The organism is Mesorhizobium sp. WSM4871, from assembly GCF_055811295.1.
In genome coordinates this window covers 143,291-169,135 of the sequence record NZ_JBVVPU010000012.1, presented here as the reverse complement: position 1 = coordinate 169,135, position 25,845 = coordinate 143,291, and the positions used below count along the sequence as shown (strand labels likewise).

At 59.3% G+C, this 25,845-nt stretch carries 22 protein-coding genes; 10 read left to right on the top strand and 12 right to left on the bottom strand.

Features of this window, described 5'->3' with window-relative positions:
• Positions 1 to 220: 220 nt before the first annotated feature.
• From AC0L2H_RS24130 to AC0L2H_RS24105, 6 genes are all read right to left on the bottom strand, one after another.
• Positions 221 to 397 carry a hypothetical protein gene (locus AC0L2H_RS24130; protein WP_473592558.1) on the bottom strand — a complete coding sequence of 59 codons (177 nt, stop codon included), beginning with the start codon at positions 395 to 397 and terminating at the stop codon, positions 221 to 223.
• Positions 398 to 832: 435 nt separating this feature from the next.
• The gene (locus tag AC0L2H_RS24125; RefSeq protein WP_473592556.1) at positions 833 to 1,180 is read right to left on the bottom strand and encodes a hypothetical protein; all 348 of its coding nucleotides are present in this window, start codon (positions 1,178 to 1,180) and stop codon (positions 833 to 835) included.
• A gap of 233 nt (positions 1,181 to 1,413) precedes the next feature.
• A complete protein-coding gene (locus tag AC0L2H_RS24120; RefSeq protein ID WP_473592555.1) occupies positions 1,414 to 2,316 on the bottom strand; it encodes a hypothetical protein in 903 nt (300 codons plus the stop codon).
• Positions 2,317 to 2,396: 80 nt separating this feature from the next.
• Positions 2,397 to 2,825 (bottom strand): hypothetical protein, encoded by a 429-nt coding sequence (locus AC0L2H_RS24115; RefSeq protein ID WP_473592554.1) that lies wholly within the window; start codon positions 2,823 to 2,825, stop codon positions 2,397 to 2,399.
• 1,045 nt (positions 2,826 to 3,870) lie between these two features.
• Entirely contained in the window at positions 3,871 to 7,011 is a 3,141-nt protein-coding gene (locus AC0L2H_RS24110; protein ID WP_473592553.1) for an efflux RND transporter permease subunit, read from the bottom strand.
• Positions 7,008 to 8,180 carry an efflux RND transporter periplasmic adaptor subunit gene (locus AC0L2H_RS24105; protein ID WP_107648327.1) on the bottom strand — a complete coding sequence of 391 codons (1,173 nt, stop codon included), beginning with the start codon at positions 8,178 to 8,180 and terminating at the stop codon, positions 7,008 to 7,010. The genes AC0L2H_RS24110 and AC0L2H_RS24105 overlap by 4 nt, the downstream gene beginning before the upstream one ends.
• A 219-nt stretch (positions 8,181 to 8,399) precedes the next feature.
• Here AC0L2H_RS24105 and AC0L2H_RS24100 point away from each other — a divergent pair, with 219 nt between their 5' ends.
• From AC0L2H_RS24100 to AC0L2H_RS24085, 4 genes are all read left to right on the top strand, one after another.
• Complete coding sequence (locus AC0L2H_RS24100) at positions 8,400 to 8,927, top strand: hypothetical protein (protein WP_473592551.1); 528 nt, start codon at positions 8,400 to 8,402, stop codon at positions 8,925 to 8,927.
• Positions 8,928 to 9,499: 572 nt separating this feature from the next.
• Positions 9,500 to 10,798, top strand: coding sequence for an HlyD family secretion protein (locus AC0L2H_RS24095; RefSeq protein ID WP_473592550.1), 1,299 nt, complete (start codon positions 9,500 to 9,502; stop codon positions 10,796 to 10,798).
• Complete coding sequence (locus tag AC0L2H_RS24090) at positions 10,795 to 12,381, top strand: DHA2 family efflux MFS transporter permease subunit (protein ID WP_473592548.1); 1,587 nt, start codon at positions 10,795 to 10,797, stop codon at positions 12,379 to 12,381. Before AC0L2H_RS24095 ends, AC0L2H_RS24090 begins: the two co-directional genes overlap by 4 nt.
• Positions 12,382 to 12,422: 41 nt before the next feature.
• Positions 12,423 to 13,922, top strand: coding sequence for an efflux transporter outer membrane subunit (locus AC0L2H_RS24085; protein ID WP_473592547.1), 1,500 nt, complete (start codon positions 12,423 to 12,425; stop codon positions 13,920 to 13,922).
• 174 nt (positions 13,923 to 14,096) lie between these two features.
• Here the strand turns inward: AC0L2H_RS24085 and AC0L2H_RS24080 are convergent, their stop codons facing one another.
• The 6 genes from AC0L2H_RS24080 to AC0L2H_RS24055 all read right to left on the bottom strand — a co-directional run bounded on the left by AC0L2H_RS24080 (position 14,097) and on the right by AC0L2H_RS24055 (position 19,156).
• Complete coding sequence (locus AC0L2H_RS24080; RefSeq protein WP_473592545.1) at positions 14,097 to 14,393, bottom strand: hypothetical protein; 297 nt, start codon at positions 14,391 to 14,393, stop codon at positions 14,097 to 14,099.
• A 263-nt stretch (positions 14,394 to 14,656) separates the two neighbouring features.
• On the bottom strand, positions 14,657 to 15,079 hold the full coding sequence (locus AC0L2H_RS24075; protein WP_473592543.1) for a hypothetical protein: 423 nt from the start codon (positions 15,077 to 15,079) through the stop codon (positions 14,657 to 14,659).
• A 447-nt stretch (positions 15,080 to 15,526) separates the two neighbouring features.
• Positions 15,527 to 16,423 (bottom strand): RNA polymerase sigma factor RpoH, encoded by an 897-nt coding sequence (gene rpoH, locus AC0L2H_RS24070; RefSeq protein ID WP_473592661.1) that lies wholly within the window; start codon positions 16,421 to 16,423, stop codon positions 15,527 to 15,529.
• Positions 16,424 to 16,559: 136 nt separating this feature from the next.
• Positions 16,560 to 16,934 (bottom strand): response regulator transcription factor, encoded by a 375-nt coding sequence (locus AC0L2H_RS24065; protein ID WP_245436999.1) that lies wholly within the window; start codon positions 16,932 to 16,934, stop codon positions 16,560 to 16,562.
• 117 nt (positions 16,935 to 17,051) lie between these two features.
• On the bottom strand, positions 17,052 to 17,720 hold the full coding sequence (locus AC0L2H_RS24060; protein ID WP_107648319.1) for a response regulator transcription factor: 669 nt from the start codon (positions 17,718 to 17,720) through the stop codon (positions 17,052 to 17,054).
• Positions 17,717 to 19,156 carry a sensor histidine kinase gene (locus AC0L2H_RS24055; RefSeq protein WP_107648318.1) on the bottom strand — a complete coding sequence of 480 codons (1,440 nt, stop codon included), beginning with the start codon at positions 19,154 to 19,156 and terminating at the stop codon, positions 17,717 to 17,719. Before AC0L2H_RS24055 ends, AC0L2H_RS24060 begins: the two co-directional genes overlap by 4 nt.
• Before the next feature lie 388 nt (positions 19,157 to 19,544).
• Between AC0L2H_RS24055 and AC0L2H_RS24050 the strand changes: the two genes are divergently transcribed.
• The 6 genes from AC0L2H_RS24050 (at position 19,545) to cyoD (ending at position 25,770) form a co-directional block, all read left to right on the top strand.
• The gene (locus AC0L2H_RS24050; RefSeq protein WP_473592542.1) at positions 19,545 to 20,126 is read left to right on the top strand and encodes an HdeD family acid-resistance protein; all 582 of its coding nucleotides are present in this window, start codon (positions 19,545 to 19,547) and stop codon (positions 20,124 to 20,126) included.
• 262 nt (positions 20,127 to 20,388) lie between these two features.
• Positions 20,389 to 21,615: an oxalate decarboxylase family bicupin gene (locus tag AC0L2H_RS24045; protein WP_473592540.1), complete on the top strand. Its 1,227-nt coding sequence runs from the start codon at positions 20,389 to 20,391 to the stop codon at positions 21,613 to 21,615.
• Positions 21,616 to 21,748: 133 nt separating this feature from the next.
• Positions 21,749 to 22,699 (top strand): ubiquinol oxidase subunit II, encoded by a 951-nt coding sequence (gene cyoA, locus AC0L2H_RS24040; protein WP_473592539.1) that lies wholly within the window; start codon positions 21,749 to 21,751, stop codon positions 22,697 to 22,699.
• Position 22,700: 1 nt separating this feature from the next.
• Positions 22,701 to 24,704, top strand: coding sequence for a cytochrome o ubiquinol oxidase subunit I (cyoB, locus tag AC0L2H_RS24035; RefSeq protein WP_473592537.1), 2,004 nt, complete (start codon positions 22,701 to 22,703; stop codon positions 24,702 to 24,704).
• Positions 24,701 to 25,372 carry a cytochrome (ubi)quinol oxidase subunit III gene (locus AC0L2H_RS24030; RefSeq protein ID WP_473592536.1) on the top strand — a complete coding sequence of 224 codons (672 nt, stop codon included), beginning with the start codon at positions 24,701 to 24,703 and terminating at the stop codon, positions 25,370 to 25,372. The genes cyoB and AC0L2H_RS24030 overlap by 4 nt, the downstream gene beginning before the upstream one ends.
• Positions 25,369 to 25,770 carry a cytochrome o ubiquinol oxidase subunit IV gene (gene cyoD, locus AC0L2H_RS24025; protein WP_107648313.1) on the top strand — a complete coding sequence of 134 codons (402 nt, stop codon included), beginning with the start codon at positions 25,369 to 25,371 and terminating at the stop codon, positions 25,768 to 25,770. The genes AC0L2H_RS24030 and cyoD overlap by 4 nt, the downstream gene beginning before the upstream one ends.
• The last annotated feature ends 75 nt before the right edge of the window (positions 25,771 to 25,845 follow it).

Here is a 25,845-nt window from a genome sequence, read left to right as displayed (position 1 = left end):
CGGGTTATCCCAATCGGATGTTAGCGTAAGGCACCGGCTATGATTTAGCCCATTCTACATCCGTCGGTGGGTATAGAGTATTGGTTTGGACTACTCATACCTTGGTTTGTGATTGGACGTCACAATCGATAGTAATGGTATTTGTGCCGCACGGACCAATTGGCTGCTTCTTCAATTGCGGCCGATCCCAGGTGATTGGTCGATTTGGCGCTACTGGATGTCACGCCTTGATGATCTTGAACGAGGTTCCCTGCATGGCTTGGGCTTTTGACGTTTCGCGCGAAATCCGCAAGCTGGATGCAAAGCCGGCAAGAATGACGAAGCGCCGACGGCAAAAAGCACTAGGTTGCAGCTCGGCGCTGTGATCGGTGGTTTCGATCCCATTTCCGTCCACCATCGTGGCAGCGCTCCAACTCGTGCCAGATTGATCCTGCGGGCCTCTCCCCTCCCTCGCCCGCTGATCGATTGTGAAGGCGCTCTTCCCCCCGGGAGCGTTCTCACCGCTCGGGTTCTTGGGCCGATGACATGCTGTCATCGGCCCATCTTTCCTCCTGCCCTCCGGGCAGAACCGATTCACGATCGATCGCCGAAGCGCTGCCGGCGATCGGCACCTTCGGTGATGCGACTTGACTGCGCGATGTATCGCGCGATTTCGCAGACAGGGATCCGATGTCGCAACGCTCGACCGCCTCATCGCGACGTCCTGGGCAGGGAGGAAGGAACAGCGCTGCCGGCAGTTCGCCAAGCTCTTTCACCGGTGGGGCCAACTCAAGCCGACGGCGCGGTCAAGGCAGCCTAAACCGCAATCACCGCGTCGCGTGGGGCCTTGTGATCAAAGCCCGTCCATACCCGAAAACAGGTCGGAATCGGCCGAGGGATACTCGTCCCCGTTATTATTGGGTTGCGCTACGGGCTTCTTGGCCGATCCGGCTGTCGGTGCTTTAACGTGCCTCGGCAACAATGAGTGGTTGCTGTTTGTTTTTCGTTCGACATGATCGAACTTCGCCTGCGTATGTCCAGGAGGCGAACTTGCTGCAGCGGCCCAAGCAGTCGACAGCAGGACTGCCGCGACTGCAGCCGCGGTTGAGAGAGAGTTCATGTGTTTCACCTGTTGTTCTGTTGCACAGCCGGCGAAACTCGAATTGGCGACAGAATTGTCGCTCATGCCGGCGATGTTCATATAGGTTTCGAAACACGTCTCGAGGCACTATACGTAACACATCCAACTGGATTTATTTGTTTATCTTCATAGCCTTGGAGTATAATTCGACCAACAAGAAGTGAGGCGAAGCACAAGGCCAGGGCGTTCCTCGTCATCGACTCTCGCCGATTGGTCCGAGGTCCTTGCATGGCGGCCCTCGCTTCTAGCCGGGAGGGATCCTGGTCATGTTCATACACAACGCGGGCGCGCGGTCAGTCGAAGATCGGCTTTCCGATCGCGTTCGAAAAGATGTTGCCGAGATAGAAGTGAAGCTGTGCACGCACGCCGATGTCACGGCCCGAGCTCTCATTGATCGGAATGATCGCCTCCACCCCGAGTTGGCCGTACTCGCCCACCCAGATGACGCCAGGATTGATCGTGCCCGTGGTCTCTCCAGCCGACGGCCCGTTCAGCGGCGTCTGCATCGCAAATTCCACCAGCGGCACCAAACCCTCGGCGAAGCGATGAGCATTCCCCTTGCCTACGGAATGCGAATTGGTGAGCAGGCTGTATTCCAGGGCAAAGCCCCATTGCAGGATGTCTGGGTTGTCGACCGAGGTGGCACCGGTCACGGTGGTGGATTCGGTTGGCAGTGCGACACCGAGGGTCGCGGTGACATTGACCGGGCGCAGCCATGCCATCGAGTCCGACAGATCGCCGAAGCCCTTGCCCACGTAAACGGTCGGCGTCAGCGTGGAGAACGACTTGGCAATGTCGGACGACCCGGTACCGCCCAGCGCCAGAGTGCCGCCTGCCGAGAGCACGAACTCGTGCTCGGCGCTGGAATAGAGTTCGTACTGTGTGCCAAGCACCAGATTGTCGAAGCCCGCCCGTGTGCTCCCCTGATCGATCATGCGGTAGTTCGCGGTGAACGAGACCGACCAATCCGGGGTGATGAGCTTGCTGTAGGAGAAAGGAAAGTCGACCTCGCGCGAGGCGGTGTCAGGCAACTGCGTCAATTGGGGAAAATTGATGAAGTCGGCCGGGGTGGGAACGACGGTCGCCAGGGTGGAGGGAAAGAAACGGTCCCCAACGTAGGACGCCGACGCTTCCGAACTTGCAACGAGAGAGAATAAGAAGCTGGGCACCGTCAGGTGCCAGGCCCGGTTAGCCATAACACTCTCCTACCGAAAAATTCGCCCTTCAGGCCAGGCGCTCACAATTGAAGGCGACGGTGATCAGGATTGGGCCTCGATCACCTCGAAGCGCCCGATGCCGAGCGCTTCGTCGTCCATGGGTTTTCGCCCACAGCCACTGGCTGCAGGAATTGCGGACGATCATCCCCTTGACCCTTGACGCATCGGACCGTCCGCCAGGGGCGCGGATGAGATGGGAGCGGTTCAGTCTGGGCATCGTCTTTCTCTACAAACCAAAGCAAGGCGATCAACGCGTCCGAATAGATGGCGAGGCAAATCAAAAACGATCTGGCGCCGGCGTCCGTAGTCCAGCCCGCGAGCACGGCGAAAAGACAGGGCGGTGCCATCACGGCGAAGAGTCCGCACCAGCGCGACTTACCGAGACACTCGCGCCATGACAACGCATCGACGATCGGCGAGTCGAGCGGGCCTATGCCGGCAGCAACTGCGGAGGACTTGTAGGGTCGCATCGACTTCCTGGACGCCATGCATTGAAATCCTTGTGGTCGAGCGTCGAGTGTTGCGCTCAAGCAAGGAAATATCTTTCGCAAACGCCGCTCTGGTTCGAGTTTCGCCCGTTGCGTTCCCTGTCTTCAATCGGCTTCCAAGCAAAGCCGACGTGTCGAGCGTTGATCGCGCACGACTCTAGCAGTGTTCGCCGTTCTTGCCAGGGATACCCGTCCGATACCTACTCGATAAGACACCATAAGTAGCCGTTTCACCAATTGGCTTACGCAGCCATACCAATGGATGATTCAAGTCGATGGCAAAACCTATGCATGCTTCCAGAAGGAGAAGGAGCAACGAATGAAATGCCTAAGATGCGTGCGTGAGGTGAAAATACCTCATCAGTACTACTTTTGCTCTCTGGAATGTTTCGATGAGACAACCCGCAACACCAAATGGAGGATGCTAAGCGATGGACTTCCGCCTACTGGTTTTCCTGCTGGTGGCCAGCCCCGCACTGGCTCAGGACCACACTTCCCACGTTCCGGCTGGCCCTCCCGAGGGCAACTACGGCCAGGGGCACGAGAAGTGGCACAACATCTACATGGGGATGCATAACACGCTGGGTGGCTCATGCTGCCACGGAGGCGACTGTCGGCCAACGGTCGCCAAGTTCGAGGGTGGAAAGTGGTGGGGTAAACTTAACGGAGTATGGACGCCGATCGAGCCGTCCAGAAGGGTGCCTGAGCACCCCTACTCATGGAACGAAACAGCCCACATTTGCGCGGCTGGGAAAAACGTCTACTGCTTCATACCCCCTGACAACGGGACCTGAACCTCCCTCGCTGAGCCGCGAACCAAGCTCATCGTACTGTCTCGCGTCGGCGGACCGGACGAGCCGCGCAGGTCTGCCCCCGGACCGCGCGCGACGACTTGACGCTGGGCAATCTATGAGAACATGACCGGGGCAATCACGACCATTCACCGCTTGGAGCCTGTTCCATCCCGAGGAATCGGGACGGGCCCTATCTCAATGTTTGACCGTGATCTTATCCTGAAACCGGTTCCCACTGTCGGGATCGTGGTCTAGCCGGCTGGAGGCGTCGTTTCGGAGAAGAGTTCGCCTTGCTCGGGTTCCACATGCGGTGTTCTTGCGCCTCGCAAACCACCCAGGAATTTGCCGAGCCGCTCAAGATACAGGTAGACCACCGGCGTCGTGTAGAGCGTGAGAACTTGCGACAGCACCAAGCCACCCACGATCGTGTAGCCGAGCGGCTGGCGGATTTCCGATCCGGCGCCAGTGCCCAGCATCAACGGCACGCCGCCCAGCATCGCCGCCATGGTGGTCATCAGGATCGGCCTGAAACGTATGGTGCAGGCCCGGTAGATCGACTCCTGCGGACTGAGACCTTCGTTCCTCTCGACCTGGAGCGCAAAGTCGACAAGCATGATGCCGTTCTTCTTGACGATGCCGATCAACAGGATGACGCCGATCATCGCAATCACGCTGAAGTCCATATGGACCGCCATCAGCAGCAACAAGGCGCCAATGGCGGCTGAAGGCAGCGTCGATAGAATAGTAATCGGATGGATTAGGCTCTCATAGAGTACTCCAAGGATGATGTAGATCACCACCAGCGCCACTCCGATCAGGATTGGCGTGCCTGACAGCGCCGACTGAAAGGCTTGCGCATTGCCCTGGAAGCTGGTTGCAAGCGAAGCGGGCTTTCCGGCATCGCGTTCGAACTGCCGGATAGCGGCGACCGCATTTCCGAGCGCCGCCCCGGGTTTTAGATTGAAGGAGATCGTGACCGCCGGGAACATGCCTTGATGATTGATCACGATCGGGGCGGCCTTCGTCACGCTGGTCACCAGGGCGCTCAACGGCACCTGCTGCCCTGTCGAGGAATTCAGATAGATATCCTTGAGCGCTTCGGGACCGTACTGGAATTCCGGGCTGACCTCGAGAACGACGTGATACTGGTTGAGCTGGGTAAACATCGTGGAGACGATGCGCTGACCGAAGGCATCGTCGAGCGTGTTGTCGATCGTCGATGGAAGGATACCGAAACTCGACGCGACTTCGCGATTGACGGTCACATCGAGTAGTGGTCCTGCATTCTCCTGATCGGTGGCGACGTCGACGATTCCCGGCATACTTTTAAGCTTGTCGAGGAAGATCGGCGCCCAATGGTTGAGCTCGTTGGAATCGGCATCGGCCAGAGTATATTGATACTGCGTCTTCGAAACCCGACCGCCGACAGTGATGTCCTGCGCCGCTTGCATGTAAAGCGCTATGCCTTGGGTCTTGGCGAGTTGGGATGACAGCCGGCTGATCACCTGATCGGCGCTGACATCACGCTGGTTGTTGGGCTTCAAGGCAATGTACATCGTCCCTCGATTGAGTGTGCTCCCGCCAGTTGCTCCTATCGAGGCTCCGACCGAAGCTACCGCCGGATCCTTCAGCACAACGTCGGTTATCGCCTGCTGGCGCTCGGCCATAGCCGGGAACGAGATATCCTGATCGGCCTCTGTGACGCCGATAATCAGGCCGGTGTCTTGTTGCGGGAAAAAGCCCTTCGGGATGACAACGTAGAGATAGCCGGTGACGGCAATTGTTCCGAGCATGACGAGCAGCGTAATGAAAGTGTGCCGCAGGACGATCTTTAGGCCCCGTTCATACAACCCAAGCAGCGCGTCGAACCCGCTTTCGCAAATATTGTAGAGCCGCCCGTGCCGGACGTTGGCCTCATTCTTGAGCAGACGTGCGCACATCATTGGCGTTAGCGTCAGCGAGACCACCAGCGACAGGACCAATGAGACGCTCACCGTCACGGCGAATTCCTGGAAGAGTTCGCCGACATAGCCTCCCATCAGAAATAGTGGAATGAATACGGCGATGAGCGACAGCGTAATCGAAATGATGGTGAAGCCGATTTCGCTCGAGCCCTTTAGCGCAGCCTCCATCGGGGTAAGGCCTTCTTCGACGTGGCGGACAATGTTCTCGATCACGACGACTGCATCGTCGACGACGAAGCCGACCGCGATCGACAAGGCCATGAGCGACAGATTGTCGAGGCTGTAACCAAGCGCATAGAGCACGGCAAAGGTGCCGACGAGCGAAAGGGGCACGGTTACTGCGGGAATGACTGTGGCCCAGAAATTGCGCAGGAACAGGAAGATCACCATCACCACCAGAGCGACGGTCAGCATCAACGTGAACTGAACGTCCGCGACCGAGGCACGGATGGTTTGTGTGCGGTCTGAAACGACCGATACCTTGACGCCGGGCGGGATCGAGGCTTGCAACTGAGGCAACAAAGCCTGAATGCGGCCGACCGTCTCGATCACATTGGCACCGGGCAGGCGCCGGATGGCCAGCAAGATAGCGGGCTTCTTGTCGAACCAGGCGGCTACAAAGTGGTTCTCCGGCCCGTCGATCGCGGTGCCGATGTCGCGGATGCGGACAGGCGAGCCATTGCGATAGGCGACGATAATATCATTGTAGGGGTCAGGTTTGAGCAGCTGGTCGTTGGTGTTGAGCGTGAAGGTTTGACGCGGGCTATTGAGCGTGCCCTTCGCAATATCGACATTGGCCTCGCCAAGCACGTTGCGAACATCTTCAAGCCCAATGCCGCGGGCCGCGGCGGCTTGCGGATTGATCTGCACACGGATCGCCGGCTTCTGCTGGCCGCCAATGCCGACAAGACCGACACCGGAGATTTGCGAGATCTTCGGCAGCAGGATGTTTTCCGCATAGGCATCGACCGTCGTCAGCGGCAAGGTATCGGATGTCAGTGCGAGCACCAGGATCGGCGTATCGGCCGGATTAACCTTGCGGATGGTCGGCGGATAGGGGATGCCCAGCGGCAGATCGGGGCTGGCGGCGTTGATTGCCGACAGCACGTCAACCGCTGCACTGTCGACGCTCCGGCTGAGGTCGAACTGAACGGTGAGCTGTGTGCTGCCAAGCGCGCTGGTCGAAGTCAGCTGGGTCACGCCGGGGAGCTGGCTTATCTGTTGCTCAAGCGGGGTGGCTACCGACGACGCCATGGTTTCCGGATCGGCGCCGGGCAACTGCGCTGATACCTGAATCGTAGGAAAGTTGACATTCGGCAAGGATGCGACCGGCAGAAGCTGATAGGTAGCGAGCCCACACAGCAGCAGACCCACCATCAGCAGGCCTGTCGCGATCGGCCGGTGAATAAAAGGGGCCGAGATGTTCACGGGATTGCTTGCTGCACTGCGCTTTGCAGGGCGGCTTCATCAGCGGCTTTGCCCTGGAGCACTTGGACGGGGGTGCCCTGCGCGAGCCTGTACTGTCCGTCGACCACGACAGTTTCGTTCGCCTTGAGACCCGAATCGATGAGTGCTTGTCCCCCGGTCAGCTGTGCGACAGTGACAGGCCGCATCTGCGCGGTTCCGTCAGGTGCGATCACGTAAACATAGGAGCCATTCGGACCTTGCTGCACCGCCGACCCGGCGATCGTCAGCCCCCCTTTGCGGGTATCAACAAGCAAACGCGCATTCACGAGCGCACCCGGCCAGAGTTGCTTCCCAGCGTTCGGAAACGTGGCCCGGAGGCGGATCGTACCCGTCGTCTGGACGATCTGGTTGTCGACAAGCAGGAGTTTGCCTTCGTCGAGCTTGGTCTTGTCGTCCTGGCTGTACGCAAAGACCGTAAGCGGCCCCTTGGCCATCTGCTGCTGGATTTGAGGGAAGGTTTCCTCGGGCAGCGTGAAGATCAACGAGATCGGTTGGACCTGTGCAACGTCGACCAGACCAAAAGTATCGGTCGGATGAATGATGTTGCCTTCATCGATCTGCCGGATGCCCGTTACACCGTCGATCGGCGAGGTCAGGCGGGTGTAGCTCAGATTGATCTGAGCGGCCTGTAACAGAGCCTCGTCTGCCTTGATTGTCGCCTGGAGTTGGATGACCTGAGCCTTCTGCGTGGCCACCAGCTGGGAAGTGGCAAAGCCTTTCGCCAGCAGTGGCATGTAGCGATCCAGATTTGCCTGCGCGTTCACGAGTTGCGCCTTGTCGCGATCACGGGTCGCGGTAATCTGGTCGATTTGTGCCTGATAGGGATCCGGGTCGATCTGCGCCAGCAGATCGCCCTTTTTCACTGTCTGACCTTGCGTGAATGCGATCTTCGTAATCGGTCCTGAAATCAGGCTGTGCACCACCACGTTGTTGTAGGCGATCACCGTTCCCACTCCGCGAAGGTAGATGGGCACGTCGTGACTGGCCACTTTTCCGGCAACGACCGGAACCGCCGGCGCAGGAACAGAGGCCGCCGCAGGTTCGGAAGGATCGTAGACATGCTTGGCTGCGAACCCAACGCCGCCGATCAAGATCAGCAGCGCGGCAACAATGACGGGTCGCTTGCGCATCGAGGGCTCCTACAAAGACGGGATCGCTTTTTTCAGCAGCCGGAAGCCGACAACGTGTCTGTGCCTGTCACACCCGTGCTACCGCAGGTTGGAACCGTTACCAGTGGACTTGTCACCGGATCGGCTAAATCGGGTGCTGGAATGCTAATTATCGGGCTCACTCCCAAATTGCTGAGTTCCGAAGACCCCAGCGGAATCCCAACCGGGGTCCCAAAACCCGTGGACGATGTGCCAGTGGTGGTGGACAGTATCGATGTGGTGCCGGGAGGCGACGCGCTCGACGCCGTCGAGCCGCAGGTGTCCAATGCTGTTGAAGGCATCGGGTTCACAGACGACGTCCCACTCATGGTCGTGGTTCCATCAACGCCTCCGCCATCGAAAGTGGAGAGGGCGGAGGTCGTTCCGGCAACTTCGGAAGGTGACGCCAGAACACCAGGCGCCAGGACATTGGTACACCCGGAACTGCTCGTGCCTATGGAGCCAGATGTCGTTGGCGAGCCAGGCGTGGTCAAGCCACCAGGATCGAGTTCGACCGCGCCCAGGGGAATACCAACCGGATTGAGGGGCGAACCAACGGCAGAGAGGGGCGAAGTCATTCCTATTGCGGGCGTGCTGACCTGCGCCAGGCTCGGTCCGCTGAACAACAGCGCGGCTACAATTGCGGTCAGCAAGAATGGCATCGCAACATCATTGTCATTTCGCATTGGAACTACCGTCGTTTCGTGTGTCCAGGTGAGGCATGCGTAAAGGAACGTCGTTGGGCCGTTCGAAGGCATTTCGCCCGGTCAGATCGGAGAGGATGCCAGATGGAGGGGAAGCGCTCTTCCGTAAAGGCGGCTGGATTTCCCTATTCGCACGCCGACCCCGAGCATTTGACGGTTCCTCGTCATTGGACTGTCCCGGCGATGGTGACGGGGTCGAGAAAAACCCGGGCGGCACTTCCAGTGAAGTGCAACGATGCGAGGCAATCTTCGTTGTTCGGTAGCGATTTCGTGTTGGCGGGTCCGAGAACCGCATCCGCAAGGTGAAGTCTCCGCTACAAACCAATGTATGAGCCATTCAGACTTATGCTGCGCTCTCGTATACCTTTGTGGGATGGATCGCGTGATGGCCAACACTCTAATCTAAACAGAAGGAGAGACAGCCAATTGCCCGAATAACGCATGGGTCGAAAGAGCCCGTGACCGCTAGTTCCTGAGTGGCAAGCTGGCTTCCGCCGAAGCCTGTGAGCGGCCTCGCGGGCCGACTGCGGTCGCTACAGGCGAAATCGTCAACATCGGGAAACGGTCTCAGGTCAGTTCGCATGAGAGAGGCGCCCGATGTTCCAGACCGCCAGCATCAGTGTACTCCGCCAAGCCAGCGGCGGGCCCAGGATGCCGACGGCCAGCGCCCCTATCGGTGAGACATTTGCGATCGCTCGCGCTCCGAACCGCACCATCTCCATAACCGCCGATAGCCGCCCTGGTGAAGGCGATCATGGCCAACAAGCTCCTGGAGGCCCGCTGCCCGCGGACGAGCAGTCCGAGGCGACCGTCGGAAGCAAGTATGTGCGTGGACCAGGCGGTTCAGATACCGGACACCAAAACCGCCGGCCAGCCGTCTTCATCATCGGTTTCATTGTCCTGGCTGCTCTTGTCCTTGGCGGGTCCTACTACTGGTACGCGAACCGCAACTTGGTGAGCACGGATGACGCCTATGTCGATGGGCGGGTTGTCACCATCGCGCCGCAGGTTTCGGGCCTCGTCGTGTCGCTGGACGTGACTGACAACCAATATGTCCACAGGGGTGATCCGCTAATCCATATCGATCCGCGCTCCTACATGAGCGAGCAGAACCAGGCGCAGGGGACCCTGGACAGCGCCAAGGCGCAAGCTGCGGGGGAACGGCTGGCGACCGAGATCGCCCGCAAGAATTTTCCGGCCCTGTTCCAACAGGCCCAGGCTCAATTGTTGACGGCACAGGCCAATTTGACAAAGGCCCAGGCCGACTATGACCGGCAGAGCACTCTGCCCAAAGCCGCGACAACGCAGCAGGAGGTCGATGCCGCGTTGGCGGCGCTGCGCCAAAGCAAAGCGCAAGTCATGCAGGCCGAAGCCCAGGTTCAGCTGAGTTCACCGGTCGATCAGCACATCGGCCAGAGCGATGCGCAGGTCGAACAGCAGAACGGTCAAGTCGAGCAGGCTCAAGCGCAGCTTGATCAAGCCGAACTCAACCTAGCCTGGACGGTCGTGACGGCGCCGCAGGATGGCTGGATAACCCGGCGCAACGTGGAAATGGGCAACTACGTCACGCCTGGGCAGCAGCTTTTCTCGATCGTTTCGCCGGACGTGTGGATCACGGCCAACTTCAAGGAAAACCAGCTTGATGGTCTGCGGCCCGGCCAGAGCGTAAAGATCGACGTGGATGCCTTTCCTCGGCTCGACCTGCGTGGCCATGTCGACAGTGTCCAGATGGGGTCCGGCTCGAAGTTCACCGCCTTCCCACCCGAAAACGCCACCGGCAATTTCGTAAAGATCGTCCAACGCGTGCCGGTCAAGATTGTTATCGACAGCGGGCTCGATCCCAAGCTTCCGCTGCCGCTCGGCATATCGGTGGTTCCGACGGTATCGGTTCGATGAGCAGCGCTCCAGCCGAGGTCGGCGCGACCTGGAAGCCCCGCTACAATCCCTGGCTCATCGCGGTTTCGGTGACCCTTGCCGCTTTCATGGAAGTCCTCGACACGACGATTGTCAATGTTGCCTTGCCGCACATCGCCGGCAGTCTATCGGCGAGCAATGACGAGGCGACCTGGGCGCTCACCTCCTACCTGGTGGCAAACGGGATCGTGCTGACCATTTCTGGCTGGCTGAGCGATCTCTTCGGGCGCAAACGCTATTTCCTGATCTGCATCACCATGTTCACGGTCTTCTCGTTCCTGTGCGGGACGTCGACCAGTCTGGGTGAACTGATCGTCTTCCGGCTGCTGCAGGGTTTTTTTGGCGGCGGCCTGCAACCGAACCAGCAGTCGATCATCCTGGACACGTTCCCGCCGTCCAGGCGCGCGGCCGCATTCGGCGTGACGGCTATCGCTACGATCGTCGCACCGGTCCTCGGCCCGACGCTGGGCGGCATCATCACCGATCAGTCGACCTGGCGCTGGATCTTCTTCATCAACATACCCGTGGGCATCCTCGCCGTTTTTTTGAACGCGATCCTCGTCGACGATCCGCCTTGGGTGAAGAACAGGAAGAGCCGGGGGCTCGACTACATTGGCCTGTCACTCATCACGCTTGGTCTCGGATCCTTGCAGATTATGATGGACCGCGGCACGGACGACGATTGGTTCGGTTCGCCCTTCATCATATTGATGGCGCTGCTCGCCTTCCTGGGAATCGCGGGCGCGATCGGCTGGCTGCTGATTGCCAAGAAACCGATCGTCAATCTGGACGTGTTCAAGGACAGGAATTTCACCGCCGGCTGCGCAATGATCGCGGCGATGGGCAGTATCCTCTACGCTAGTGCCGTCGTGATCCCGCAGCTCGCGCAGCAGGTTCTCGGCTATACCGCAACCTGGGCGGGACTCATTCTTTCTCCAGGCGGCATCGTCGTCATCGTCCTCATTCCATTGGTTGGACGTCTCATGACAATCGTCCAGACGCGGTTCGTCGTGGCTGCCGGTTTTTTGGTGATGGGCTTTGCGCTCTTCTTCTCGAGCCATCTGGCACCGAACATCGATTTCCCGACACTCGTGCTGATGCGCAGCTTGCAGGCGGCCGCGCTTGCATTTTTGTTCGTGCCCATAAGCACGACCACCTATCTCAGTTTGCCACGCGAACTCAGCGGCGACGGGGCTGCCCTCTTTTCCATGGTTCGCAACGTGTCCGGTTCGATAGGTATTTCCGTCGCAACCTCGCTCGTCACCGAGCGGAGCCAGATCCGGCAATCATACCTGTCGGAATGGGCCTCACCTTTTCATCAACCCTACAACGCGTTGGTTGATCAATACGAACGTGCGTTGACGGCAACAGGGCATGCTGCGGGATCAGTCCATGGAATGGCGGTTGGAAAGGTCTACCAAGACTTCCAGACGCAAGTTGCCGTCCTCGCCTATTCGGACGTCTTTCTGTTCTTCTCCTTTGTCGCCTTCCTCGCCGTTCCATTTTGCCTCCTGCTATCCGGTAAGAAGGCAGCCGATGGCGAGGGCGCCAGCCACGCGGATTGATCATGGGCCAAAATTTGCGCGCTGTTGCAGCGATTTCAGTCATGTTCGCGCTGGCAGGTTGCACTGTCGGACCGGACTTCGTTCGGCCTGATCCGGGCTTGCCGAAACGCTGGTTTGCGGACGGCGCGGCAGCTGCGCCGGCGGACTCCGAGGGGTCCAGCGCGACGGCTCTCGAGCCCGTCGATCCCGCTTGGTGGCAGGCCTTTCGAGACGAGACCCTTACCTCGCTCATGCAGCGCGCCGCCGACGCCAACCTCGATGTGAAGACCGCGACCGTCCGGCTCGCAGAAAGCCGTTTTCAGCGCGCCGCCGTGGCCTCCGCCCAACTGCCTGGCCTGAATGGCAGTGCCAGATACCAACATCAGAATCTTAGCGATGTGAGTGCCAAAGGCAGCCTGATCGAAGGTCTCCTTGGTTCGCCGAGCATTTCTTCCGCAAAGCCTGCCGATCTGTTTGCCGGCGGTTTCGATGCTTCGTGGGAACTCGATCTTTGGGGGCATGTCCGCCGCCAGGTCGAAGCTGCGGATGCGCAGGTTCAGTTTTCCGAGGAACAGCGGCGTGACGCGCTCGTCTCGAGCCTCGCTGAAATCGCACGCGACTACATCCAGCTGCGCGGCACGCAAACCCTGATCAGGATCGCCAACCACAATCTGAAGATCCAGCAGGACATTTTGCAGCTGACGCAGACGCGGCAGCTGCAAGGCTTGACGACCAGTCTGGACGTCGAGAACGCCGCCGCGCAGGTCGAAGCCATCCGTGCCCAACTGCCCAGCCTGCAACAACAGGAAGCGCGGCAGATCAACGCAGTGAGCTTTCTGCTCGACCTGCCGCCCGATGCACTGCGCGGCGAACTCGCCACCGGCAAACAGGTGGTGCCGATGCCTGCCCGGTTTCCGGCCGGCATTCCTTCCGATCTCGCGCGGCGGCGCCCTGACATTCGCGCCGCGGAAGCGCAGCTTCACGCGGCCACCGCCGACATCGGCGTGGCAGTGGCCGAATTCTATCCATCCATCCAGCTGAATGGATCGGTGGGCTTCGACGCCCTCAAGGTCGGGAGCCTGTTGACGGCCAGGGCGATCACCACCAATCTCGGCCCGAGCATTTCGATACCGATTTTCCAAGGTGGCCGGCTGAAGGCGACACTGGAGCTTCGCAAGGCCCAGCAGGTCGCGGCGGCGATCGCCTACCACAGGACGGTGCTGCGAGCCTGGCACGAAGTTGTCGATGCCCTCATCGACTACCGCACCGAACGGCAGCGACGCGCCCGACTGGCAAGGCAGGTCGAGCATCTGCGACAGGCCTTGTCGCTGGCCCGTGAGCGCTACAATGACGGAGTGACCGAGTTCACCACCGTGCTCGACACCGCACGCACACTGCTGCAGGCCGAGCAGGATCACGCACAGAGCACGACCAACATCTCGATCGACCTCGTCCAATTGTATAAAGCGCTCGGTGGCGGGTGGGAATTGACGTATCCGAACGCGCCGCCCGAGCCACCGATCAGCGCTCAACGACCTTCGAAGGCAAGGAAACCGACATGACCATGTCGAGCTTTGCTGAAAGCCGGTGCTAGATCACTTCCTGGGTCCCGTCACGGCGTTGAAAATCGGTCAAGCCCCTTATGGGCGGACTTGACCGTTGAACCATGGGGACTGCGCCGCCATCGGGGAAATAGAACCGCTTCGATCCGAACCACTCCAGTCGGCGAGGTTGGATCACGGGCAAGAGTGCCACATTCCACTGGGTCCATCGTAACTCTGATTTACGGCATCGAACGAGCAGTAAGCAGCATCGGTGTCGTAGTTCCACCAAGGCTGAAAGTGATATTCCCCATCGCTAAAAATGACCTTGTGGCGCGGGTGCTGGTGCTGGCGGTTGCCAATGGCACCACTGCTAAAGTCTACGGCATGACGATTGCTACCGTTGCCGTGCGCCATGGAGACCGTCGCCGTGCCGACCGCCAGCATTATGCCCAAAGTAATATTTGCCAATGCTGTTGTTAATGTTGTCACGATAAGCTCCTCTTGAGAACAATTATACTTTTATTGCAACGATAAAATTAATCTGTATCGTGCGATTGATATAACTCTTATGTTTTATAGAGGTATATCTTGCACCTATAAACATGGCCCGTTGGGTGAATGGTGGTATCGGCGGTGCGAAACGAAATTCCAGTCGGGCCGCGGTTCGGCGGGCTGGCCAGCCAAATCCTTCGGTGTTCGAATCCGGCCCCCACGCGCGCCGCGGGGCCCGGATTCGAAGAGGCCGTGATGGATCACGGACAATATGGGTAAAGGCCGAGATATCCTTCGTATGGATACGGATACGGGTAACCGCAGTAGCCGTCGTCATAATAATCGCTGCCGAAACCGCGGCCCCTTCTGAACCTGTGACCGTCGTGGATATGGATGCCATGGACATGCGCCTCCCCGCCCAAGCCCGCGATCCGACCGCCACCGGCGATGCCTACGCCGTGCTCGCCGCCAAAGCCGCCGCCGCCAAAATGGCTGCCGCCAAAGCCCCCGAAATGGCCGCCGCCACCCATGATTGCGGAATGGCCGCCACCGAAGCCGCCACCGCCAAAGCCGCCGCCGTGTCCGCCGCCGCCACCGCCGTGCGCCATCGACATCGTCGCCGAGCCGGTTGCCAGCACAGCGCCCAGAGCAATCGTCGCCAAGACTGTTGTTACCTTCTTCATAATAAACTCCTGTAGTTGAAGCTTTCCAAGTCTTCGAAAGCTGCATTTAATGTATATACAGGAGGTGTTTTTCAGTATAATATGCTTGTTTGGTGCATATATATCTTATGGCTACACACATTACGTTTTGATCGCATGGCAGTGCCGGCAATCCGCCCTACGGGGCAGGCAGCGCTTCGGCTCTGGCGGGTGCGAAGTACGCAGCTCCGCGAATGCTAGCCATCTCGTGGCAGCTCACACGGGCGGCCGGAATTGCTTAATGCAAGTCGCGCAAAGGTGCGCAGCGGTTTTGCGACTACGATATGCATAAAAACAACAACCCAAAGCGCGTCGCGTGAGTCCGGTCGGGCCGGGTGCCTCGTTCTATTTGTTTGCGATTTTCCGGAATCCCGACCGTGCGCCATCATATTGCTCAGCGCCGATTTGCGCTCCGGTCCGACCGTCCATCTATTCCACAGTGACAACGGCCTGGATTTCATCCCGTCTGGCATAGACAACCTTCACTGCATTTTGCAGTTTTTCGAAGGCGCGCATCTCAATCTGGCGCACACGCTCGCGCGAAACACCGAATTCGTTGGAGAGATCCGCCAAACTCCTCGGGTCATCCGCAAGCCGGCGCGCCTCGAGGATACGCCGTTCGCGCGCGTTGAGCACGCCAAGCGAATCGATCAGCGCCCTGCGCCGGTTGGAGGCTTCCTCGAACTGAACGAGTCTGTACTCCTGGTTGTCCTCGCTCTCGACCAGCAGATCTTGCCATTCGCTTTCGGGCAGACCTCGCAGGGGCGCGTTGAGCGACGTGTCACCGCCCATGCGGCTGTTCATGTAGATAACGTCCTTCTCCGTCACGCCAAGGTCGCTTGCAATGAGTTCCACCTGATCTGGATGCAGGTCACCGTCGTCCAGTGCCGAGAGGCGAGCCTTGAGCCGCCGCAAATTGAAGAACAACTTTCTTTGATTGGGCGTCGTACCGATCTTCACCAGCGACCAGGAGCGCAGGACATATTCTCGAATGGACGCCTTGATCCACCAGATCGCATAGGTCGCCAAACGAAAGCCGCGCTCCGGTTCGAAGCGATTGACCGCCTTGATCAGACCGATGTTGCCCTCTGATATCACCTCCGACATCGGCAGCCCGTATCCGCGATAGCGCGTGGCAACCTTGGCGACGAGGCGAAGATGCGACACCACCAACTGGTGAGCGGCCTCCGCATCGTTGTCCTCGCGCCAGCGTTTCGCCAGCGTTTGTTCCTGCACTGGCGTCAGCATGGGGAAATGTCTGATCGCGTCGAGATAACGGTGAAGCCCGCTTTCGCTCGAAAAGTTTGTTGTTACTGCGCGTGCCATCAAGCACTCCTTGCCTACGTTGCGGGAGATCAGTTGTCTCTCGACGCCCATAGACCTTCGATGTTGGCTTCTCTGTTCGACGCTACCCTGTTTGCCGCGCTCTTCGCTTGAAGGGCGAAGGTGCACCCAGGAGCCGCTAGCGCGTGCCATGAAGCACAGAATCGATACAGCTGATCATGGCCTGGCTATCCAACGGCTTGCGGAAGAAGCCGATGGCGCCCGTTTCCCGAGCGCGTTTGCGGACGCGTTCCTCGGGAAAGGCGGTGATCAAGATGGTTGGTATGTGATAGCCATGTTCGATCAAATGATCCTGCAGCTCTATTCCTGTCATTCCGGGCATCTGGATATCGCAGATCAAGCATGACGTATCTTCCAGTCTAGATGATCTCAGGAAATCCTCGGCCGATTCGAATGCAAATGCGATGAAACCTAACGATCTAACGAGGCTTGCGGTTGCAAGTCGAACGGACTCATCGTCGTCGATGATCGAGATCATCGCGTTACGGGTCAATTCACTAATCCTCCGTGCTTGCCGATGGCCCAAGCATTGCTGTTTCAACGGCTGTTTCTCGGCGAGATATTGCGCCTGCGCCCGTGGAAGCGGAAGTTATACAGAGGTGTAACAAAGTTATTTCCCGGGAGCGTCTATTCCCAGGGCGCCGGCCATCTTGACCAGGTCGGCTAGAGTTCTGGCGCCCATCTTCTTCATTAGGCGCCCGCGGTGGATTTTCACCGTGATTTCACTGAGTTGCATCTCGCCGGCGATTTGCTTGTTCATCAATCCAGTCGCGACAAATGCCATCACCTCGCGCTCCCGAGGGGTCAGGGTGCGCAGAAGGCTCTGCAGATCCGAGAGCGCCCGATCTCTCTCTCGCCGCTGCCTGTCGCGCTCCAAAGCGCCGGCGACTGCATCCAGAATATCCTGATCTCGGAAGGGCTTGGTGAGAAAATCGACCGCGCCGGCCTTCATGGCGCGCACCGACATCGGAATGTCGCCATGTCCGGTCATGAAAATGATCGGCAGGTGAATGCCTGCCTTGCTCAACTGCGTTTGAAATTCGAGTCCGCTCACCTCCGGCAGCCTGATATCGAGTACAAGGCAGCTTGGACCGTCGGGAAGCCGACTGTTCAGCAGTTCGGGAGCAGAACCGAAAAGCTCGACGCGCGTACCAACTGACCGGAAGAGGCTGCTTAAAGCTTCACGTAGCGACGGATCGTCGTCCACGACCAGAACAGTTGGAGGCACGGCGCCGTTGTTGCCTTGTGACTGGGAGGGAGAGACGGGGCGTCGGATCATGACCCGGCATCCTTTTCGACGCGTGGCAGGGAAAATTGGAATATCGCGCCGCCGCCTGGATTAGGCACGATCCATACATCGCCTCCGTGTGACTCAACGATCGACCGGCAGATCGATAGCCCCATGCCTATTCCGTCCGCCTTGGTGGTGAAGAAGGTCTTGAACAACTGACGCGCATTATCGGGATCGATGCCTGGTCCAGAATCCCGGATCCTCACATTTGCCTGGTTCGATTCATCGATCGACGTCGTAACGAGAATTTCGCGTAAGTCGCTATTACCGGAGGCCATTGCCTGAATCCCGTTGATCAGCAGATTGATCAGGACCTGTTGAAGCTGGATACGGTCACCAAGCGCGGGCAGCGGCCGGTTGGCTAGGTCCAGTTTCAGGGTGATGTGATTTGCAATGAGCTCATGCTGCACCAACACGAGGGATTCGTTGACGATCTCGTTCACGTCGACAAGGGCCATCTGGATGTCACCCTTCTTGGACAACGCCCGGATGCGATGGACGATATCGCTGGCGCGTTGGGCGTCAGCGATGCTCCGCTTGACCGCGCTGCGGACCTCATCCAGATCGGGCTTGTCTCGATCGATCCATCGCAGGCACGCCTCGCCGTTCATAACGATGCCGGCTAGCGGCTGGTTCACCTCGTGCGCGATCGAGGCCGTCAATTCACCCAATGTGGTGAGGCGTGTCACATGGGCGAGTTCAGCCTGGGCCTTCAGGACCTCGGTTTCGGCTCGCCTGCGCTGTGATATGTCCGTATTCGTTTCGAGAACCGCCAACGGTTTGCCATCGGCATCCTTCTTCAGCGACCAGCGGCTGGAAACGACAACGACGGATCCGTCCCGCTTCGTGTGCAGGAGTTCACCTTCCCAGCGGTCGGAGCTGAGCAGTTGCCGATTGATCTCGTTCAGCTTGGCTGGAAAGACTGTCTGCAGAAGCTGATGGGTGGACTTCCCCGCCGCGTGTTCGGCGGACCAGCCGTAAATGGCTTCAGCACCACGATTCCAATAAGTGATCAGATCGCCCATGCTGCGTACGAAAATCGCATCATGCGTCAAATCGAGCAATTGGGCCTTTTCAGAGAGATCGTTCGAGGTCGACTGGTTCTTAAGGACAAGAAGGGTGGTAATGGCGATGGCCGCGATGCTCATCAGGCAGCGGCTGAACGCGCCTCCACTGGCTTCTTCTCCGTGAACAAACCAGAAGCTCAATGAGGTGAGGGCTATACAGGCGAACGAGCACAAGACAATGCCACGCCTACGGAAGGTGGTACCTGCGAGCAGAATAACGACCACATAGAGGACCGCGACAGCTCCAGAAAATGGATCAATCGTATCGACAACGAATATCCCGGCCGCCAGAAGAATGGCTAGAGGCGCCACCAGCCGCGAATTGCCGGATGCTGGCGGAGATAATCTGTGCCGCATAAGGTCTCTGCTCAGTTCCTGGTCGACGCTTGCGCTGCTGATCGACTCTCTGTGGCGCGCCGTTCAACCTAGGCAACAGAATCCTTTCCGCTTGTTCGAAATTGCGGTCGTCAGAGCCTGATTGCACCTTTGTCACTGCAACACCTCCAAATCCCCAGGGATCGAGCGCGCCATCAACGACACAGGCTTGAGAGCGAGCCTAAGGTCCGGCGGAAAACACGCAAGTCAGAGCCGGTCAAGGCAACAACGCACAAGTCCTGGCAGCAACGAGAGCGGTATCACGAAACAGGATTACGCCCGGTTCAACGCCCCCCTGGGCGGAACCCACCGCTCGCCTTGTTACATCTACGTCCGGCGGCGTTTCTCGACTGAACTGAAGGAGGAACTCATGGCACATGCGATCGAACGGTCCCGCAGTCTCGGCTCAGCGTTCCCGGAGTTGCGTGCAAAATGCTGGCTTTTCATAATGCTTGGCATCGTTCTGCTAAGCTTGGGCTTTCTGGGATTCGCGAACTTGTTCGCCGCTCCGGTGCTATCCGTCTTCTATATTGGCGTGTTGATGTCGGTAGCCGGCATCGCGCAGGTTGTGCACGCTTTCAATATTCAGGGATGGAGATCGTTTGCATTCTGGCTGTTGAGCGGCTTCGCCTACGCAATCGCCGGCATTGCCGCGTTCCACAATCCACTGCTTACGGTCTCGGCTTACACGCTCGTGCTGGCAATCACACTCATTGCGGCAGGTATTCTGCGGTTCTGGGTAGGCCTCCAGTCCAGGCACCATCTGGCCTGGGGCTGGGTTGCCTTTTCAGGGACAGTTACGCTTCTTGCGGGCCTTGTCATCCTCTTCGGACGGCCACTCGATACTCTGGCGGCGCCAGGCGCGATCCTGGCAATCGACCTGACCATGCAAGGTGCGACGCTCCTGGCGTTCGGCTTTGGCCTGAAGAGCAGCGCGTTGTCGTGGATATAAAAACAGAAACAGGCGGGCGCGATAGCCAGAGCATTTCCATTTGCCGCAAGCCGCCCGAGACGATCGCGAGCAGCGTTCCTCCGCATCGCTCCACCTGACAGCCACGATCATCGTGCGATTCAGCTATTGCGTGCGTCAACAAGAAAGACCTCGTCAGCGCCAGATCGCTACCGTGTGTCTTGCGCGCCAGGCGGACACTCATGCGGTCCGCGTCCCAACCAATTGGCGGCGTCGAAAGCCCCCGCAGCAAGGAAAGAAACAAATGAGCATAGTCACCGACAAGATATCCCGTCGAGCCATGCTGGCTGCGACAGCAGCCGGCGGCTTGCTCACGACGGCGACACTGGCCCAGGCGCAGAAAAGTGACCCGATAGCCAACGGCCGCGGCGGCACCAACCCTGGTCCGATGAATCCTTCCCGAATAGCTCAGAATCCGGACCTGACGGTGCCACCGAGTACGGATGCGGGTGAGCTGCCGAACCTGCGTTTCTCATTTGACGATACCCACATCCGACTGTCTGGCGGCGGCTGGACCCGGCAGGTGACCGTGCGCGAGCTCGGTGTCTCCAAGGACATCGCCGGCGTGATCATGCGCCTGAATGCCGGCGGCGTGCGTGAGTTGCATTGGCACAAGGCCGCCGAGTGGGCCTATGTTCTGTATGGGAGAGCACGCATCACGGCGGTCGATGCCGATGGCCGTAATTTCGTCGACGACGTCGGCGCCGGCGACCTGTGGTATTTCCCGTCGGGTATTCCGCACTCGATCCAGGGCCTTGATCCAGACGGGACGGAATTCTTGTTGGTGTTCGATGACGGCGACTTCGACGAGGACAACACCTTCCTCTTGAGCGACTTTCTGAAGCACACGCCTCCCGAGGTGCTCGCCAAGAATTTCGGCGTTCCGGCGTCGAGCTTTGCGGGCGTCCCCGATCCCAGCGAGCTTTACATGTTTCCCGCGCCGGTTCCGGGGCCGCTCAGCGCGGACAAGATCGCGGGCGCGGTTGAAGTCCCGCACGTTTTCAGCCACCGCATGATGGCACAGGCTCCGATCAAGATGAAACATGGAACTGCGCGAATTACCGACAGCAGCGTGTTCCCGGCTTCCAGAACAATCGCGGCTGCCCTGGTTGAGGTCGAGCCGGGAGCGATGCGCGAGTTGCATTGGCATCCCAATACGAACGAATGGCAGTACTATATTCAGGGTCAGGCCCGCATGGGGGTGTTCGCGGCGTCGGGCGCGGCCCGCACATTCGACTTCCAGGCCAACGACGTCGGCTACGTACCCTTCGCCATGGGCCACTATATCGAGAACACAGGCAAGACGACGCTGCGATATCTGGAGGTGTTCAAGAGCGACCACTTCGCCGACGTGTCACTGAATCAGTGGCTTGCCCTCACACCGCCGGAGTTGGTCCGCGCCAGTTTGCGCGTCGACTCGCAGTTTCTGCACGCCTTGCGCAAGGAGAAGTCGCCGGTCGTGCCGGCTTAGCATCGCGCAGCCGGGTGCGCGAGCCGGTGACGCTGCCCTCGCTTCTCTTGCAGTTCTTGTTGTCGTTCCGAGCCCGCTGCTCGGACGCGAAGCATACACCAGGATGCTCACGACGGCGTGAGGGAGCGCAGTGATGCCCGCCAGGTCGGATGGACTGCCAGGCCGCGAACTGCTTTTGCCGGGTCGTCGATCGACGAGCGCCAGGGTGGCGCAATGCGCCGTCCTCCTGGCGCCGATCGTTTTGACCGCATGCCAGCCAGCGGTTCTTGATCCACAAGGGACGGTCGGGATTGCAGAGAAAACGATCCTGATAGATTCGCTCGCCATCATGCTCGCCATCGTGGTGCCGACGATCGTCGCCACCTTTATCTTCGCCTGGTGGTTTCGAGCCTCCAACACAAGAGCGACCTACCTGCCGAATTGGGAGTATTCGGGCCGTATCGAACTCATCGTCTGGTCCATTCCCCTCCTTGTGATCATGCTCCTAGGCGGAGTGGCCTGGATCGGATCCCATGAACTCGATCCCGCGAAACCGTTGATATCAAACACGCCACCGCTGGAGGTCCAGGTGGTCGCATTGGATTGGAAGTGGCTCTTTATCTACCCAGGCCAGCGTATAGCGAGCGTGAACCATCTTGTCGTTCCTGCCGGCACTCCCATTCATTTCTCACTGACATCCGCGAGCGTGATGAATGCGTTCTTCGTACCGCGGCTCGGCAGCATGATCTACACGATGAACGGCATGACAACGCAGTTGAACCTGCGCGCGGACGCTCCGGGCACCTTCCACGGCCTTTCGAGCCACTATAGTGGCGATGGTTTCTCGGACATGCATTTCGAGGTGCAGGCGGTGTCTGCGCAGCGGTTCGCTGCCTGGATTGATGCCACGCGCGGCATGGGGCCAAGCCTCGATGCCAAGAGCTACGTTGCCTTGGCCAGGCAAAGCGTGAACACCACTCCTTTCACCTTCCGTGCAGTCGATCCTGGCCTCTTCCAGCAGATCGTCACACAGCAACTGCCGCCTGGACCTGGCCCGCAGACCGGCCGGCCCAATCCGAGCGTATCCCCACAGACGGAGGACTAGGATGTTGGGCAAACTCAGCTGGGCAGCTATTCCCCTCGACCAGCCGATCCCACTGTTCACGGCCGCCCTGGTGGGTGTGGTGATTGTCGGCGTCCTCGCATGGGTCACGCTGAAGGGCTGGCTTCCGTACCTTTGGCGCGAGTGGATCACCAGCGTGGACCACAAGCGGATCGGGATCATGTACATCCTGCTCGCTATGGTGATGCTGCTGCGCGGCTTTGCCGACGCGATCATGATGCGGTCGCAACAGGCGCTGGCGTTCCGCTCCGAAGGCTACTTGCCACCCGAGCACTACGACCAGATTTTCTCCGCCCACGGCACGCTGATGATCTTCTTTGTCGCAATGCCCTTCGTGATCGGGCTGATGAACTTCGTCATGCCGTTGCAGCTTGGGATCCGCGACGTGGCGTTCCCGACCCTCAACTCGGTCAGCTTTTGGCTCACCGCCACCGGCGCGTTGCTCATCAATATTTCGCTGGTCGTGGGCGAGTTCGCGCGCACCGGGTGGCTGCCGTATCCTCCCCTGTCGGAGATAGCCTACTCGCCCGGCGTCGGCGTCGACTATTATCTTTGGTCGCTCCAGATATCCGGTGTGGGAACCTTGCTCACCGGCGTCAACTTCGTCACGACGGTCCTGAAGATTCGTGCACCTGGCATGACCTTGATGCGGATGCCGATGTTCTGCTGGACGACGCTCGCCTCCAACCTGCTGATCGTCGCGGCATTTCCCATCCTAACGGCGACTTTGGCGATGCTGCTGCTGGATCGCTACGTCGGTTTTCACTTCTTCACCAATGAAGCCGGCGGCAACGTGATGATGTTCATGAACCTGATCTGGGCGTGGGGACATCCTGAAGTTTACATCCTGATCCTGCCCGCCTTCGGCATATTTTCGGAAGTGATCTCGACCTTTTCCCGCAAGCCGCTGTTCGGCTATCGGTCGATGGTCATGGCGACGATGGCCATATGCGTACTTTCCTTCACTGTGTGGTTGCACCACTTCTTCACCATGGGGGCCGGCGCCGACGTCAACGCGATTTTCGGTATCGCTTCGATGATTATCGCGGTGCCCACGGGCGTAAAGGTCTTCAACTGGCTCTTCACCATGTATGGTGGCCGGGTCGTCTATTCCCAACCGATATTGTGGTCGATCGCCTTCATGGTCACATTCGTCATCGGCGGGATGACTGGCGTGCTGCTGGCGGTGCCCCCGGTGGACTTCGTCCTGCACAACAGCCTTTTCCTTGTGGCCCATTTCCACAACGTCATCATCGGAGGCGTGCTCTTCGGTGCCTTCGCCGGCTACACCTACTGGTTTCCGAAAGCCTTCGGCTTCCGGCTGCACGAAGGGCTTGGCAAAGCATCGTTCTGGTGCTGGATCGTGGGCTTCTACGTCGCCTTCATGCCGCTTTATGTCCTAGGCCTGATGGGTATGACGCGTCGCATGCAGCACTACGATGTTCCCGAATGGCGTCCCTGGCTGCTGATCGCTGCCGGCGGCGCGGCCATCATCCTGGTCGGAATAATCCTGCAGATCGCGCAACTCGCCATCAGCATTCGCCGGCGTAAGGAACTTCGCGACGAGACCGGCGACCCCTGGCATGGACGCTCGCTCGAGTGGGCGACACCCTCTCCGCCACCATCCTTCAATTTCGCGGTGCTTCCGAGCGTCGAGGGCGACGAGGCTTACTGGGGCATGAAGCAGCGCGCGCGCCAGCAGGCCACGCCGGGCGAAGAACCTCCCTATGCGGACATCGAGATGCCGAGGAACAGTCCCACGGGCTTCATCTGCTCCTTCTTCGCCACCTTCATGGGTTTCGCACTGATCTGGCATATCTGGTGGATCGTGGTCCTGGCTGCGGTGGGCGCGCTCGCAACCTTTGTTGTCTTCGCCTGGCGGGATGAAGTCGAGTATGTGATTCCGGCTGACGTGGTAGCACGCATCGATCGGGCCAACCGAACCGCGCGCGGCGAGACACTCGCCCTATCGGGGACGGCGCCATGAGCGCGTTCGACGCGGCCGGCGGCCGCGACGTCCCGAACCGGGTCGAGCGTGTCCAGAGTTCGCCGGGTCTCCAACACACCGCGAAGCATGCGGCCGGTGCGCTGGCGTCGAAGCGTATCATCGCAGGCTACGGCTTCTGGATTTTCCTGCTGAGCGACATCGTCATGTTCTCCGCCTTCTTCGCGGCCTACGCGGTGCTGGTTGACGCGACAGCCGGCGGGCCGAGCGGGCGCGGGCTGTTCGACCTCGGCAATGTCGGCATCGAGACGGCCTGCCTTCTCCTGTCGAGCTTCACTTGCGGCCTCGCAGGCATCGGCGCCCGGACGCGCAACGGAGTCTGGTTCTATGGCGCGATGGCCGCAACCTTCATACTGGGGGCTGCATTCCTTGGCATCGAGATCCGCGAGTTCATGGGCATGATTGCGCTCGGGGCAGGCCCAACGCGGAGCGCGTTCCTGTCGGCCTTCTTTACGCTGGTTGGCTGCCATGGCCTGCATGTGGCCATCGGCTTGTTATGGCTGCTCACGATGATGGCGCAGGTGTTCGCAAAGGGCTACCGGCCGGACATTCTGCGGCGCCTGCTTTGCTTCAGCCTGTTCTGGCATGCCCTTGATATCATTTGGGTCGGATTGTTCACAATGGTGTATCTGATGGGAGTCACCCAATGAGCCACGCCGAGCAGGACGAAGACTCGCACTACGTCGACACCGCACCGGGTGACGAGAGCCTCGATGGATACGAGGCTGCCGAAGAAATCAGGACTTACCTGATCGGGCTAGGGCTCGCAACGCTGCTTACCCTGGTGTCTTTCTTTATCACTCGCACCGCGCTGGTTTGGGAACCGAGCATTCCTGTCGCGCTGGCCGTCCTCGCGATCGCGCAGATGGGCGTTCACCTCGTCTTTTTCCTCCACATCACCACCGGCCCCGACAACGTCAACAACGTCTTGGCGCTTGCCTTTGGTGTGTTGATCGTTCTCCTAGTCATCGTCGGATCGCTCTGGATCATGGCACATATGAACCACAATATGATGCCCATCGATCAGATCATGCAGATGCAAAGTTGACCCAAAGCAAGGCGGACGCGATCTATCGCGGCAGAGGTGCCCGTGCGCGTAGACAAAGCTCAGCCAATGCGTAGC